Origin of the sequence: Paraburkholderia sp. CNPSo 3274 (assembly GCF_024206475.1) — a bacterium.
GTDB lineage: Bacteria > Pseudomonadota > Gammaproteobacteria > Burkholderiales > Burkholderiaceae > Paraburkholderia.
The window spans coordinates 120912-134877 of the sequence record NZ_JAMBPR010000017.1 but is presented as its reverse complement, the minus strand read 5'-3'; the positions used below and the strand labels follow the sequence as shown (position 1 = coordinate 134877).

Annotated in this window: 13 protein-coding genes and 1 tRNA gene; 2 read left to right on the top strand and 12 right to left on the bottom strand. The window is 65.2% G+C overall.

The genetic code is table 11. The annotated features are described in order from the left end of the window. Positions 1 to 105: 105 nt before the first annotated feature. Positions 106 to 1272, top strand: a complete 1167-nt coding sequence (gene rodA, locus M3I54_RS14315; protein WP_254336869.1) for a rod shape-determining protein RodA — start codon at positions 106 to 108, stop codon at positions 1270 to 1272. 97 nt (positions 1273 to 1369) lie between these two features. Here the strand turns inward: rodA and M3I54_RS14310 are convergent, their stop codons facing one another. The 10 genes from M3I54_RS14310 to rsmB all read right to left on the bottom strand — a co-directional run bounded on the left by M3I54_RS14310 (position 1370) and on the right by rsmB (position 10771). Beyond that, positions 1370 to 2068, bottom strand: coding sequence for a tetratricopeptide repeat protein (locus tag M3I54_RS14310; RefSeq protein WP_375542142.1), 699 nt, complete (start codon positions 2066 to 2068; stop codon positions 1370 to 1372). Positions 2069 to 2094: 26 nt separating this feature from the next. Next, complete coding sequence (locus M3I54_RS14305; protein WP_254336865.1) at positions 2095 to 2877, bottom strand: HpcH/HpaI aldolase/citrate lyase family protein; 783 nt, start codon at positions 2875 to 2877, stop codon at positions 2095 to 2097. 236 nt (positions 2878 to 3113) lie between these two features. Then, positions 3114 to 3557, bottom strand: a complete 444-nt coding sequence (gene queD, locus M3I54_RS14300; protein ID WP_028203213.1) for a 6-carboxytetrahydropterin synthase QueD — start codon at positions 3555 to 3557, stop codon at positions 3114 to 3116. 31 nt (positions 3558 to 3588) lie between these two features. Beyond that, positions 3589 to 4221: a 7-carboxy-7-deazaguanine synthase gene (queE, locus tag M3I54_RS14295; RefSeq protein ID WP_254336863.1), complete on the bottom strand. Its 633-nt coding sequence runs from the start codon at positions 4219 to 4221 to the stop codon at positions 3589 to 3591. Between the two features lie 156 nt (positions 4222 to 4377). Then, positions 4378 to 5109, bottom strand: a complete 732-nt coding sequence (gene queC, locus M3I54_RS14290; RefSeq protein ID WP_254336861.1) for a 7-cyano-7-deazaguanine synthase QueC — start codon at positions 5107 to 5109, stop codon at positions 4378 to 4380. 249 nt (positions 5110 to 5358) lie between these two features. Next, positions 5359 to 5434: transfer RNA gene (locus tag M3I54_RS14285), tRNA-Phe, on the bottom strand. 93 nt (positions 5435 to 5527) lie between these two features. Continuing rightward, positions 5528 to 6232, bottom strand: a complete 705-nt coding sequence (esaR, locus tag M3I54_RS14280; RefSeq protein WP_254336859.1) for a response regulator transcription factor EsaR — start codon at positions 6230 to 6232, stop codon at positions 5528 to 5530. Then, positions 6233 to 8653, bottom strand: coding sequence for a PAS domain-containing sensor histidine kinase (locus tag M3I54_RS14275; RefSeq protein WP_254336857.1), 2421 nt, complete (start codon positions 8651 to 8653; stop codon positions 6233 to 6235). Next, the gene (locus M3I54_RS14270; protein WP_254336855.1) at positions 8643 to 9236 is read right to left on the bottom strand and encodes a DUF4390 domain-containing protein; all 594 of its coding nucleotides are present in this window, start codon (positions 9234 to 9236) and stop codon (positions 8643 to 8645) included. The genes M3I54_RS14275 and M3I54_RS14270 overlap by 11 nt, the downstream gene beginning before the upstream one ends. Further along, a complete protein-coding gene (gene rsmB / locus M3I54_RS14265) occupies positions 9233 to 10771 on the bottom strand; it encodes a 16S rRNA (cytosine(967)-C(5))-methyltransferase RsmB (RefSeq protein WP_254336853.1) in 1539 nt (512 codons plus the stop codon). Before rsmB ends, M3I54_RS14270 begins: the two co-directional genes overlap by 4 nt. A 235-nt stretch (positions 10772 to 11006) precedes the next feature. On the opposite strand from rsmB, the gene M3I54_RS14260 reads away from it, so the two are divergent. Continuing rightward, complete coding sequence (locus tag M3I54_RS14260; RefSeq protein WP_254336851.1) at positions 11007 to 12191, top strand: hypothetical protein; 1185 nt, start codon at positions 11007 to 11009, stop codon at positions 12189 to 12191. Positions 12192 to 12239: 48 nt separating this feature from the next. On the opposite strand, the gene htpX is transcribed toward M3I54_RS14260, so the two are convergent. After that, complete coding sequence (gene htpX / locus M3I54_RS14255) at positions 12240 to 13094, bottom strand: zinc metalloprotease HtpX (RefSeq protein WP_254336849.1); 855 nt, start codon at positions 13092 to 13094, stop codon at positions 12240 to 12242. Positions 13095 to 13224: 130 nt separating this feature from the next. Beyond that, complete coding sequence (locus tag M3I54_RS14250) at positions 13225 to 13875, bottom strand: LysE family translocator (RefSeq protein ID WP_254336847.1); 651 nt, start codon at positions 13873 to 13875, stop codon at positions 13225 to 13227. Positions 13876 to 13966: the final 91 nt, after the last annotated feature.

Genomic DNA, 13966 nt, shown 5'->3' with positions numbered 1-13966 from the left:
CTGGCCCCCATCGCCCGCGCCGCCCCGCCAGCGCGAGCGACGCGGCCACGCTCGCACCGCCGCCCAAGCCCGCAACGGGCGGCATCGACGAGTAAGGAAGTCACCATGCCTTTCCTCCAGTTCGACAAGATCGACAAGCGCGCGGTGCTCGACACGCTGCGCAAGATGTTCCTCGGCTTCGACCGCCCGCTCGCGCTCACCGTGTTCCTGCTGCTGTGCGTGGGCATCGTCACGCTGTACAGCGCGAGCCTCGACGTGCCGGGCCGCGTGGAAGACCAGCTGCGCAACATCATGCTCACCTTCGTGCTGATGTGGGCGCTCGCCAATGTGCCGCCCAACACGCTCATGCGCTTCGCGGTGCCGATCTATACCTTCGGCATCGCCCTGCTCATCGCCGTGGCGCTATTCGGCCTCACGCGCAAGGGCGCAAAGCGCTGGATCAACGTGGGCGTCGTGATTCAGCCCTCGGAAATCCTCAAGATCGCCACGCCGCTCATGCTCGCGTGGTACTACCAGCGCCGAGAAGGCGTGATGCGCTGGTACGACTTCGTCGTCGGCTTCGTGATTCTGCTCGTGCCCGTGGGGCTCATCGCCAAGCAGCCGGACCTCGGCACCGCCGTGCTCGTGTTCGCATCGGGCCTCTTCGTCATCTATTTCGCGGGGCTCTCGTTCAAGCTGATCGTGCCGGTGCTGATCGCGGGCGTGATCGCGGTGGCCTCGATCGCGGCGTTCCAGGACAAGATCTGCCAGCCGCAGGTGAACTGGCCGCTCATGCACGACTACCAGAAGCACCGCATCTGCACGCTGCTCGACCCGACCTCCGATCCGCTCGGCAAGGGCTTCCACACCATCCAGGCCGTGATCGCGATCGGCTCGGGCGGCCCGCTCGGCAAGGGCTGGTTGAAGGGCACGCAGTCGCACCTCGAGTTCATTCCCGAAAAGCACACCGACTTCATCTTCGCGGTGTTCTCCGAGGAGTTCGGCTTGGCGGGCGGCCTCGTGCTGCTCACGCTCTACATGTGTCTGATCGCGCGCGGGCTCTATATCGCCGCGAACGGCGCGACGCTCTTCGGGCGATTACTGGCCGGTTCGCTCACGATGGCGTTCTTTACCTACGCGTTCGTGAACATCGGCATGGTGAGCGGCATCCTGCCCGTGGTGGGCGTGCCGCTGCCGTTCATGAGCTACGGCGGCACGGCGCTCACTACGCTCGGCGTGGCGATCGGGCTCATCATGAGCGTGGGACGCCAGAAGCGGTTGATGCAGAGTTGAGGGCGCGGCGAGCGGCCATGCCCGCTCGATCGCAGCAGCAAAAAAACGCGCCGGCATTGTCCGGCGCGTTTTCGTTTCGGCGGTCTCTTTGTGGCGCTTACTGCGTGGGCGCCGACTTCATCAGCTGCGCGCTCAACTGCTGGTACTTCAGGCGCGCCACGGGATCGCCCTGCGCCGCCGCCGCGGCATAGTACGCGCGCGCGACGTTGAGATTCTTCGGCACGCCGTCACCGCCGCGCTCGTAGAACGAACCGGTCACGTATTGCGCGGTCATGTCGCCGCCCTCTGCGGCTTTCTTGTACCAGTAGAACGCCTGCTTGTTGTCGCGTGTGGTGCCGCGACCGTCCAGGTACTGGTTCGCGAGCGCAAGCTCCGCCTGCACGTGGCCCTGCTTTGCCGCCTTGAGGAACCACTGGTGTGCCTGCACGGGATCGCGCTCGACGAAGTCGCCGTCGTCGTACATCTTGCCGTACACGTACTGCGCATGCGACATGTTCGCGTCCGCCGCCTTGCGCAGCCACTTGCGGCCCTCGCCCACATCGGCGGCTCCGCCTTCGCCGTTCACGAGCATCATCGCGTAGTTGAACTCCGCCAGCCGGTTGCCGCGCTCGGCCGCCGCCTGGAACTCGGCGCGCGCCCCGCTGAGGTTGCCCGCGTTGTAATCGGCAACGGCGTTGGCGGTTTGCGGATCGGATTGCGCGCCCGCGGTGGCGCTAGCGGCGTCGGCGGCTGCCGCGACTGCGCTCACGCCGAGCGCTGCGGCCGCGAAACAGCCGATGGCAAGCGCGCGCGCCATCCGCCCCAAAAGCGCTTTCGGACGCTTCATGATCTCGCCTCCTGGAGCGCCTGGCGTGTCGCACGCACGAGCCACATGACGTCGGCGGCCAGCGCGATAAAACTGAAACCCATCTCACGATACTGCCTGGCGGCGGCCGCATCCATTGCGAAGATGCCCGCTGCCACGCCCACCTCGCGCGCGGCTGCGACGATGCGCTGCACGGCGGCGACCACGTCCGGATGCTTTGAGTCGCCGAGATGGCCGAGGCTCGCCGCCAGATCGGCGGGACCCACGAACAGGCAGTCGACACCCGGCACCCTCGCAATCTTCTCGATTTCGGCCAGCGCCGCCGCCGACTCGATCTGCACGATCGTCGCGATCTGCGCGTTCGCGCCCTGAAGGTAATCGCGCCGCATCCCGTAGGCCGCCGCGCGCACCGCGCCCGCCACACCGCGCTGGCCGCCGGGCGTGCGCGCATCGGGGTACTGCGTGAGGCTCACCGCGCGCGCGGCCTCTTCAGCCGAGGCCACGTTGGGGAACATCACCGTGCGCGCGCCCGCGTCGAGCACATGCTTGACGAGCCATGGCTCGCTGCCGGGCAGACGCACTACGGGCTCGGTGGGCAGATGCGCGGCGGCGATGGCCCGGAGTTGCGCGATGGTGTCGGCGCTGTCGTTGGGGGTGTGCTCCATGTCGATCAGCAGCCAGTCGAAGCCGGCGTGTGCGAGCGCCTCAGCGGCGGTCTCGCTGCCCATCGAAAGCCATAACCCGAATAGCGGTTCCGCCTCTTTGAGGCGTTCCTTGAGGGGATTGGTGAAGGTGCTCATCGCCGTGCTCCCGGCGAGGCTGCGGGGCGCACGCGTCAGGCGCGGGCGGTTTCGCCCGGTAGCGCGGCAGCCGGCAGGTCTCGCTCCGTTATGTGTTTGTCGGGCCGCGCGCGGGGATGCGCAGGCCTTGCGGCAATGATCATACCGCGACAAAAACTTGGCGGACGGCACGGAAAACCCGCCTTGCGCGGGTCGTCGGAGCGAGGGTGAGGCGGGTAAAGCGGGTCCTGCGCGCGTCAGTCGCGCGTGACTTCGGCCCAGCAGTTCGGCGTCTCGTACAGGCGCAGCTTGTGCAGGCGCAGATTCACGCCATAGTGCGCGTCGTACACGTTCGCGAGAATGTCGAACGCGATTGCCGCGAGGTTTTCCACGGTCGGAATGCGGTCGATCACGACCGTCTTGTGGCCCGGCAGCGTCTCGAGGAAGCCGCGCACTTGTGTATCGCCCGCGAAGACGAGGAACGCGTGATCCCACAGATCGACGAGATGCTGGTTCGCGAGCGACTTCACATCGGCGAAGTCCATCACCATGCCGCGGTCCGGCGCGCCCTCTGTTTCGACGAGGTCGCCTTCCAGCGTGATTTCGAGCACGTAGCGATGGCCGTGCAGATTGCGGCACTGGCTGCGGTGGTCGGGGATGCGGTGGCCCGCGTCGAATTCGAGTTTTCGGGTGATCGTCAGCACGGCGCTTCTTCAGGTAAATTCGCGTGAATCAGGGAATGTTCAGGTATTTGTGGGTCTGCATCGACAGGCGCCACTGCGGATGGCGCTTGCACCAGTCGATGGCGAGCTTCGTGTTCAGGTCGCGCGACGCTCCGTCCATGGGCTGCACGAGAAAATACTCGAAATCGAGCTTCGCGTACTCAGCGAGGCGCTGGTTTTCCTGCGGCACGACAACCTTCAACTCGTTGCCCTTCGTGACGACGAGCGGCGCGTCGGCCTTCGGGCTCACGCAGATCCAGTCGATGGTTTCCAGCACCGGCAGCGACCCGTTGGTTTCGATCGCGATCACGAAACCGGCGGCGTGCAGCGCGTCGACGAACGGTTGGTCGATCTGCAGCATCGGCTCGCCGCCCGTGCAAACCACGAAGCGGTTGCCCTCGCCTTCTGGCCACAGCAACGCGATCTTCGCGACGAGTTCTTCCGGCGTACGGAATTTGCCGCCGTTCTCGCCATCGGTGCCGACGAAGTCAGTGTCGCAGAAGCGGCAAACGGCTTGCTCGCGATCTTCCTCGCGGCCCGACCAGAGATTGCAGCCGGCGAACCGGCAGAACACGGCCGGACGCCCGGCGTTCGCGCCCTCGCCCTGCAACGTGTAGAAAATTTCCTTTACCGCGTAAGTCATCGTGCAGCCTGGTTCTGGCTCATGAGCGCAAGGCGCGTGCAAAGCCGGTTGGTCTCGGGCGCGAAATCATCGTGTCGGCGGGGGCGCACCGCCCGTGCGCGGCCCTGGCCATATTCATTCACAGCGAACGTCACGCGTGCGGGCCGAGGCTAACGCTCAGACCGGTGCTTCCGTCACATTCTCGCCGGCGAGATACGCTTCATATCCGCGCTTGCGCAACTTGCACGCCGGGCACTCGCCGCAACCGAAGCCCCACGCGTGAAGCTCGGCGCGTTCGCCCACGTAGCAGGTGTGCGTTTCCACGCGGACCATGTCCACCAGCGCTTCGCCGCCCAGCTTTTCGGCGAGCCTCCACGTGTCGGCCTTGTCGAGCCACATGAGCGGCGTTTCCAGCACGAAACGCGTGTCCATGCCGAGATTGAGCGCCACTTGCAGCGCCTTCATCGTGTCGTCGCGGCAGTCGGGGTAGCCAGAGAAGTCCGTTTCGCACATCCCGCCCACGAGCACCTTGAGCCCGCGACGATAAGCGATCGCCGCGGCAATCTGCATGAACATCAGGTTCCGGCCCGGCACAAAGGTGTTCGGCAAGCCGCTCTCGGCGGTTTCGATCTCGATCTCGCGCGTCATGGCCGTGTCGCTGATCGAGCCGAGCACCGAGAGATCGATCATGTGATCGTCGCCGAGGCGCTCGCCCCACTCGGGGAACGTGCTGGCAATCGCCGCGCGAAAGCCCTCGCGGCATTCCAGTTCGACGCGATGACGCTGGCCGTAATCGAAGCCGAGCGTTTCGACGCTCTCGTAGCGGTCGAGCGCCCATGCGACGCACGTGGCCGAATCCTGGCCGCCGGAAAACAGTACGAGCGCGCCCTTGGCTTCTGTTCGAGTCACCGTGAAACTCCGTGTATGAGGTTTCCGCGCGAATGCTTTCGTTGCTTGCTTTTGTTGCTCGATGCGCCCGGGCGGACCGGCAGGGACAACCCCGCGCCGGCTCATGCAGTATAGGTCGGGGCCCCTGCACGGGCATCGGCGCACCCTTATACCCTGGATACCGTCGATGTCTGGAACCCACAAGACAATGCGGACAACGAGCACAACGAAAAAGCCCCAGGAATCGAACGATCTCCTGGGGCTGCATTCTGGTGGCCTGGGACGGAATCGAACCATCGACACGCGGATTTTCAATCCGCTGCTCTACCAACTGAGCTACCGGGCCAACGAAGAAAAAAGATTATAGCGATGAATGCAGCGCTTGCCAAGTGCTTTCGCACAATTGATGACGCTGGCCGCGCCGCTCACTTTCACACGTTCATTCGCCCTTGCTCTTGCCGAGGTCCACGCCGAGCTGCTTGAGTTTGCGATACAGGTGCGTGCGCTCAAGCCCCGTTTTCTCGGCCACGCGCGTCATGCTGCCGTTCTCGCGCGCGAGGTGGTACTCGAAGTAGGCGCGCTCGAACGCGTCGCGCGCATCGCGCAGCGGAATGTCGAACGAGATCGATGCCGTTTGCGTGGCCGTGCCGCCCGCCTGCATGCCATGCACGCCGTCGGCGCCCAGCACCGGCAGCGCCGCCGCCGATGCCACGACCGCGGGTCCGCCCACCGTCGATTTCCCCGCCGCCGCCGATGTGGCCGGCGCGACCGGCGCGGCTGTGCCGCGCGCGAGCCCCTGCTCGACCGCCTTCAACAGCTTTTGCAGCGCGATCGGCTTTTCGAGGAAGTTGAGCGCGCCGATCTTCGTCGCCTCGACGGCGGTGTCGATGGTCGCGTGCCCCGACATCATGATGACCGGCATCGTGAGATGGCCCTGCGCGGCCCATTCCTTGAGCAGCGTCACGCCATCGGTATCCGGCATCCAGATATCGAGCAGCACGAGGTCCGGCACGTGACGCTGCCGGAAGTCGCGCGCCTGCTGCGCATCTTCCGCGAGTTCCACGACGTGTCCTTCGTCGCTGAGGATCTCCGAGAGCAATTCCCGGATGCCCATTTCATCATCTACCACCAGGATGGTTGCCATTTACGCTGCCCTTGTCTGCACTGTTGCTTTTGATCCCTGCTCCGCTTCGACACGCGCCTGCCCCTCCCCGGATCGACCGGGTCCGGGCGTGGCGGCATCGTCTGCCAACTGGAGAAAGAGAATCGAGATCTGCGCGCCTTCGATCACATCGCCCGCTCTCATTCGATTGCGGATGTCGATGCGCGCGCCGTGCTCGTCGACGATCTTCTTGACCATCGCAAGCCCGAGTCCTGTTCCTTTGGCCTTGGTCGTCACATAGGGTTCGAACGCGCGCGTGAGGATGCGCGCCGGGAAACCCGGGCCGTTGTCCGATACCGTGAGACGCACCGCCACGCGCGTACGGCCTTGCGCGTCGGGGTCTCCGTATTCTACGGCGCGAGTCTCGAGCGTCACGCGAGGATTCTGCGTGTCGGCCACCGCGTCCTGCGCGTTTTGCAGCAGGTTGTGGATCACCTGGCGCAATTGCGTCGCGTCGCCGCGTATCACTGGCAAGTCGGAGAGCTCGACCTTGATCGCGCTCTTGCCTTCTTCCGCGCCGTAGAGCGTGAGCACTTCGCTCACGAGATCATTGAGCTGCAGATGCGCGAGCACGGCCGGCGGCGTGCGCGCGTAGTCGCGGAAGTTGTCGACCATCTGCTTCATCGCCGCGACCTGATTGACGATGGTGGTCGCGCCGCGCTTGAGCACTTCGGCGTCCGTTGGCGCAAGCTTGTCGGAGAGCTTCATCTGCAGGCGTTCCGCCGAGAGCTGAATCGGCGTGAGCGGATTCTTGATCTCGTGCGCAAGACGCCGCGCGACTTCGCCCCACGCCACCGAGCGCTGCGCCGAGATCACGTCGGAGATGTCGTCGAACACCACGACGTAGCCCGAGGTCTGCATGTCGCCCGCGTCGCGGCCCGTGTCGGAAACGAGGCGCGCGCCGCGCACGAGCAGCGTGAGCGGATCGCTCTCGCCCGGAATCGGCACGGAGAACTGCTGCTGCCAGTGGCCGCGACCCTGATCGCCGTCGCCGCGTGACGCTTCCTGATCGGCGAAGGCCTTGCGCACCATCGCGCCGAACTCCGTGAGCGCGCCGATATGATCGAGCGCGACGCCGAGCTGCGTCTGGAACGGCTGACGGAAGATGCGCTCCGCACCGGGGTTCGCCGTCGTGAGGCGGAACTGCCGGTCGAACACGAACACGCCCGCCGTGAGGTTCGCGAGAATGCTTTCGAGGTACGCCTTCGAATGCTCGAGCGCGACGCGGTTCTTCTCCACGGCCTGGCGCGCTTCGGAAAGCTGGCGCGTCATCGCGTTGAACGACTGCGTAAGGAAGCCCAGTTCGTCGCGCGACTTGATTTCGCGCTTGGGCGTGTAGTCGCCCTCGGTGACTTCCTTCGTGCCCTGCGCGAGCAGGAAGAGCGGCCTGGCAAGCTGGTTGCCGAGCGCGAGCGCGAGCATCATCGCGACGAAGGTCGCAAGGAAGAGCGCGAGCGTGAGCGTGCCGATATACATCTTGCGCAGGCCCGTGCGGCCCAGCGCCTTCTCCTGATACTCGCGATACGCGCGCTGCACGGCGTCGGCATTGCGCGCGAGCGCGGACGGCACCGGCTGCTCGAGCTGCAGGAAACGCTCGACCGGCTGCAGATCCGTTGTGTTCGCATCGGGAATGCGCGTGACCACGCGCAATCGAAGCGCGCCCTTCGAGCCAAGCTGATGCGGGTCGCCGTCCACTTCGCCCTCGATCGCCGCATAGCCGCGCCCGCGCGCCTGATCGATCATGAGCGAAGTGGGCATATCGGCGGGCATGAGCGACGAGAAGTTGCTCGACGCCTGCGCCACGACGTGCATGTCGGGCGCTGCGCCCGACATGCTGCGCACCGGCTCGACGATCATCGCGTCCTGCACGCCGAACTGGTCGCGCGCACGCAGGAGCGTGAGCGTCGTGCCTGCGGCGTCGCCGCTCGCAATCTGCTCGGCCATGAGACGGCCCTTGGTTTGCAGGTCGGAGAGCGATGCATCGAGCATGCCGCGGCCGAGATTCAGGCCTGCGGTAAGCGCGGTTTCCACGTTCACGTCGAACCACGACTCGATCGAGCGCGAGACGAACTGATACGAAACGATATAGATGATGCCGCCCGGCACTACGCCCACGAGCGCGAAGAAGAACGCGAGCTTCGCGAGCAGCCGCGTGCCGAACTTGCCGCGCCTCAAGCGCACGACGATCACGATCATGAGCGCCGTGACCACCGACAGGAAGATCAGCGCGACGATGATATTGGCCGCGTAGAGCCAGCCGTAGTAGCGGTCGAAGAACTCGGTGTTCGCGCTCGCCGCGGCAAGCAGGACGAGCAGCAGCGTCGCCGTGAACGCGACGGTGGAAACGAGCAGCTTGACGACGACGCTGCTGAAGCTGGTGGCGCGGCGTACTTTATTTAGCACGTTCGGTCACCGTGAAGTTAAAACGCTTCCAGTCGGAAGCGAGGTTCCAGTCGCGGTTGTTCACAGCGTCGATCTGGAACGGCTTGGGCATCAGCGCGACGTCGAGTTGCATGCGCACCGAGGCCGTGTACGTTTCGCCGGCATGCACCTCGTTGCGATCGATCACGTGCCACGAAGTGACGTGCTTGATGACGGCAAGCGCGTCCGCAAGCGTCGAGAAGCCGAGCTGCAGGCCGCCGCTCGACACGCGGTACTCGCGCGTAAGCGGCTGGAACGACAGGCGAATGCTTTGCGACACGCTCACCGGCTGTTCGTCGAACCAGTACCAGCGCGCGCGCGTCAGCTCGAAGTCGGTGGTGAAGTAGAGCGGAATGCCCTTGTTGACCGCGTCTTCCAGGCTGCTGTTGAGGTCGAAGTCGAAGCGGGCGTCGAGGCTCCAGCCATTGCTGTCGGCCTGGAGCGACGCGCGCTGCACCGAGATCGAGTCGGCGCGAGCCGGCGCGGCGGCCACGAAGCCGACGACGGCAAGCACCAGCCAGATCAGGGCCGCGAACCGCAGCGGGAAGAAGCGTTTAATGGTCACCGTTTCTGAAAGCGCGCGTAGAAGAATCCGTCGTGATCTGCGGTGCGATCGGGAACGGGAAAGACGGTTGCCGTCACTTCGGCCTTTGCAGCGGCATCGTGCCGCGCCTCGCTGGCTGCGCCGCCTTCTGGCCCCCGGGCCGGCGCGCCGAACGCCTCGGGCAGCAGTTGCCCTGGGGCGTCCAATCGTACCGCATCCGCATGGGTGCTTTCAAACCAGCGCGCCTGCGCCTCGCCTTCCTCGGGAAAGATCGAGCAGGTCACGTAGAGCAGTTCGCCGCCCGGCTTCACGAGCGGCCACAGCGCATCGACGATGCGGCGCTGCTCGGCGGCAAGCGCCGCGATGTCGCTCTCGCGGCGCAGCCAGCGAATGTCCGGATGGCGGCGCACGATGCCCGAGGCCGAGCACGGCACGTCGGCGAGGATGCGATCGAAGCCTTCGCCGTCGTGCCACGCGGCAGGATTGCCCGCGTCGCCGACCACGATCTTTGCGCGCCGCATGGGATGCGCGGGATCGTCCTGCGCAAAACCGAGGCGCGCGAAGTTTTCGCCGATGCGCACGGCGCGCGTGGCGTCGCTTTCGAGCGCAATCAGGTCGATGTCGGCAAGCTCGAGCAGATGGCCGCTCTTGCCGCCGGGCGCCGCGCACGCGTCGAGCACGCGCATCCCATCACGCACGTCGAGGATTTGCGCGGCCACTTGCGCGCCGGCGTCCTGCACGGACACGTCGCCCGCCGGAAAGCCGGGAATGCGATCCACCGGCAACGGCGCGGCCAGGCGCACGGCGTGTTCGCCGATCTGCGTGGCAGCGATGTTTTCGGCGGCGAGCCGTTGGACGTATTCGGCAGCGCTCGCACGGCGCGCGTTCACGCGCAGCGTGAGCGGGCCTTGCGTGTTGCCCGCGGTCAGAATCGCCTGCCACTGCGTGGGCCATGCGGCGCGGACCGCGTCGATCCACCAGCGCGGATAGTTCCACTGCGCGGTTTCATCGGCCTGGGCGGCGGCAAGCGCGGTGTCGCGCTCGCGCAGAAAGCCGCGCAGCACCGCATTGACGAGCCCCTTCGCGAAAGCGATGTCGCGGCGCGCGCCCACAGCGCGCACGGCCTGATCGACGACCGTAAACGGTGTGTAGGCGGCACTCGCCTCGTCTTCGGCGAGCAACGCCAGCGCGCAGGCCAGCAAGTTCGCGACGAGCGTCGGCGGCGCCTTGCTCACGCGCTGCCGGATCAGCCAGTCGACCGTGCCGAGGCGCCGCATCGTGCGATACGCGATGTCCTGTACCGCGCCGCGAGCCTGCGGCGCGAAGTCGGCAGGCGAGGCGGCGAAGGCGCTCGCGAGCGCGGCGGGCAGCGCCGCACCGGCGCGCACCGCGCCGACCGCCTGAGCGGCCTGGTCGAGCGCAAAGCCGAGCGAATCGGGGGCAAGGCGCACGGCGTCGCTGCGCGCCGGCGCTGCGCCCCGCTGGCGCGCGGGCGATGCGGAACTCTTTTTGCCGTGAGACGGCTTGTTGGGTCGCCGGGATGGGCTGGATGTCATGAAGAAACCGGAAGCGGGCCGCGGTGAAAACGCGGCGTCAATGATGCACGAGCGAGCCATTGTAGCGTGGCGAGCGCGCAACACTGCCAGCCCGGCGCGATTCCGTTGACGGCACCGCGCCCGCAGGCGGCGGGCGATGAAATCGCAGGGATACATATTGGCGGATACCGACTAACGGCTCGCCGCATGATGGCGACAGAAAACGCCCCCTCCTCCCTGCGTCGTAGTCGCCATCATGAAACTGCTCGGGAAGAAACAAGACTTCGCGTTCCTCGCCTTCGTCGCGCTCTTTTCCGTGTACCAGCAGGGACGCGGAAAGCTGTTCTCGCCCTTCTGGGACTACAACGTGTACGCGTACGCGCTGGATCAGTTCAAGCGCGGCGCGAATCCGTATGTCGCGCACGGATTCCCCTTCGTCTATCCGCCCCTCTTCCTGAATCTCTTCTCGCGCATTCCGTTTCACTGGCTCTATCTGGCATTCGTTTTCGCGTCGCTGATCTATCTCGCCTACAGCATCAGGCATGCGGATTTCGTCGTCGCGGGTGCGTTGGGGTTTCTGACCGGTGGCGCGGGCGTGGGAGGCATCCTCACGGGGAATTTCGCGATCTTCGGCCACCTGCTGATCATTGCGCTCTTTTATGCGGCTTCGCAGGACGGTCCACAGCACGCCTCGCAGCAAAGTGGCGGCGCGACGGCAAAGTATTGCGCGCTAGCTTTTTTCATCGCCCTTTTTGCCTCCATCAAGATCTATTTCCTGACGTACGCCGTCGTGTTCTTTTTTATCCCCAGGGGTATGCGCTATTTCTTCGCCGTGCCCTTGTGTGTTGCGCTCGCAACCATCGCGCAGCTCGCGCTGGAACCGCGCCTGTGGACCGACTTCGAAACCCTGCTGCGCTGGCAGATGCTCGCCCAGAACGATTCCGGGCTCGTGTTGTTCGGGATACTCGAACAGCACGTCCGCGCGTTATCGACCCTGGAAGACGTCCTGTTCTACGAACTGGTGGTCGTGGCGCTATTCGCGTACGCGGTCAATCCGTTGCGCGGGCGGCGACTGATGGTTTCCGAAAACGAAAACGTGCCCGGCAGGCTGTTCTACGTCCTCGCGTTCTGTCTAGCGCTAAATCCGAGAATGAAGGAATACGACATCGCGCCGTTTTTTGCGTGCTGCTACGTTTCGCTCTTCCAGAGCCGCAGCGACGATAACCGGATGGATCGCGTGTTTTTCTATGCCGTACCTTTGGCGTTTATCGCTGCCTGGATCATCGTCAAATTTGGGCACGTGTACTACGCGCTCGACGTGTCCTGGTTCATCGGTGTTTATTTCGTGTTCTTCGTGGTTTCCCTGCGCCAGCGGGCATTGCGGGTTTCGGCCCGAGCAGGCGCTCGACATGTGGACGGCGACGCCGCGGCGACGGGCTGAATAAAAAAACGCCTCCGAAGAGGCGTTTTTCCGTTACCACTTGTTGCCTTAGCGTTTGCCGCCTGCGGCCAACTCCATCAGCCGGCGGATGCGCTCTTCCGTGGACGGGTGCGTGCTAAAGAGGTTCTGCAAACCGCCGCCAGAGAGCGGATTCATGATCATCATCTGCGCCGTGGCCGGATGCGCTTCGGCCGCCGGGAACGGAATGCCCTGCGCGTAGCGGTGGATTTTGTCGAGCGCCGAGGCGAGCGCCTGCGGATCGCCGGAAATCTCGGCGCCGCCGCGGTCCGCCTCGAATTCACGCGCACGCGAAATCGCCATCTGGATCAGCGCGCCCGCGATCGGCGCGAGCAGCGCCACGGCAATGCTCGCGATGGGGTTCGCCGGGCGGCCGTTTTCGTCGCGGCCGCCGAAGATCATCGCGAAGTTGGCGAGCGCCGAGATCGCGCCGGCCATGGTGGCCGAGATGGTCGAGATGAGAATATCCCGGTGCTTCACGTGCGCCAGCTCGTGCGCCATGACGCCGCGCATTTCGCGCTCGGACAGCACGCGCAGGATGCCCGTGGTCGCCGCGACTGCGGCGTGCTCGGGGTTGCGGCCCGTGGCGAAGGCGTTGGGCGCGTCTTCGTTGATGAGGTAGACGCGCGGCATCGGCAAGCCCGCACGCGTGGCCAGATCGCGGACCATGCGATAGAACTGCGGCGCCGTGGTCTCGTCGACTTCCTGCGCGTTGTACATGCGCAGAACCATCTTGTCCGAATACCAGTACGAGAAGAAGTTCATGGCGAGCGCGAAGAACAGCGCCAGCACCATCCCGCGATGCCCGCCGATCAGCCCGCCAATCACGATGAAAAGGGCCGTAATCGCGGCCATCAACATCGCGGTTTTGACCCAGTTGAACATGTGCTGTGCTCCTTCACCCACCAGGGGATCCAATCGATCGTTGAACGCCCGCCGCCAGCCAGTCAGCCGAACGCGGGCGAGCACATTGTAAGCGATTTGTTAGATATGGGCAGTTGCGAAAAATTCAATCTCAGCGCGCGGCGCTCGCGAGCTTCAGGCCCAGCCCGACGAACGCCGAGCCAACCGTACGGTCGAGCCACTTCTTCACGCCCGGCTTGCCCGAGAAGCGCTGCGTGACGCTGCCCGCCACCCACGCGACGAAGCTGTTCCAGACCGTGCTCATCAGCATGAACACGGCGCCGAGCGTGAGGAAAGCCAGCGCCTTGTGCTCTGTCCCCGTGGTCACGAACTGCGGGAAAAAAGAGACGAAGAACAGCACGACCTTCGGGTTGAGCACGTTGGTGCAGAAACCCGAAACGAAGAGCTGGCGCAGCGGGCGCGCGGCGGCGGCAGGCGGCGCGGCTTGCGCGGCGCCTGCGGCGGGCCTGTCCTCGTGCTTCGTGAGGACGAGGCGCACGCCGAGATAGACGAGATAGATCGCGCCGACGATCTTGATGACCGTGAACGCCGTCGCCGACGCCGCGAGCAGCGCGGTCAAACCGAACGCGCAGGCGAGCGTGTGCACACAGCAACCCGCCGAGATACCCAGTGCGGAAACGAGCCCCGCGCCGCGGCCCTGCGCAACGCTGCGGCCGACGATATAGGCCGTGTCGGGCCCCGGCGTCACGTTCAGGAGAAATACGGCGACGAGGAAGAAACCGAAATGGGTAATGCCGAGCATGACAACCTCAAAATCGAAAAACGCGCTTCAAACGCCATTGATTCTAGCGCGCTGGGAGTCTCACGGCGTTTGGCCTTTCGGCCATTTTCAG

Excerpts from the sequence above, each read along its gene's own strand:
- M3I54_RS14250 (WP_254336847.1), bottom strand. The coding sequence starts at position 13,875 with ATGCTCGGCATTACCCATTTCGGTTTCTTCCTCGTCGCCGTATTTCTC.
- htpX (WP_254336849.1), bottom strand. The coding sequence starts at position 13,094 with ATGTTCAACTGGGTCAAAACCGCGATGTTGATGGCCGCGATTACGGCC.
- queE (WP_254336863.1), bottom strand. The coding sequence starts at position 4,221 with ATGACTTACGCGGTAAAGGAAATTTTCTACACGTTGCAGGGCGAGGGC.
- M3I54_RS14310 (WP_375542142.1), bottom strand. The coding sequence starts at position 2,068 with ATGGCGCGCGCGCTTGCCATCGGCTGTTTCGCGGCCGCAGCGCTCGGC.
- rsmB (WP_254336853.1), bottom strand. The coding sequence starts at position 10,771 with ATGACATCCAGCCCATCCCGGCGACCCAACAAGCCGTCTCACGGCAAA.
- esaR (WP_254336859.1), bottom strand. The coding sequence starts at position 6,232 with ATGGCAACCATCCTGGTGGTAGATGATGAAATGGGCATCCGGGAATTG.
- M3I54_RS14305 (WP_254336865.1), bottom strand. The coding sequence starts at position 2,877 with ATGAGCACCTTCACCAATCCCCTCAAGGAACGCCTCAAAGAGGCGGAA.
- M3I54_RS14260 (WP_254336851.1), top strand. The coding sequence starts at position 11,007 with ATGAAACTGCTCGGGAAGAAACAAGACTTCGCGTTCCTCGCCTTCGTC.
- rodA (WP_254336869.1), top strand. The coding sequence starts at position 106 with ATGCCTTTCCTCCAGTTCGACAAGATCGACAAGCGCGCGGTGCTCGAC.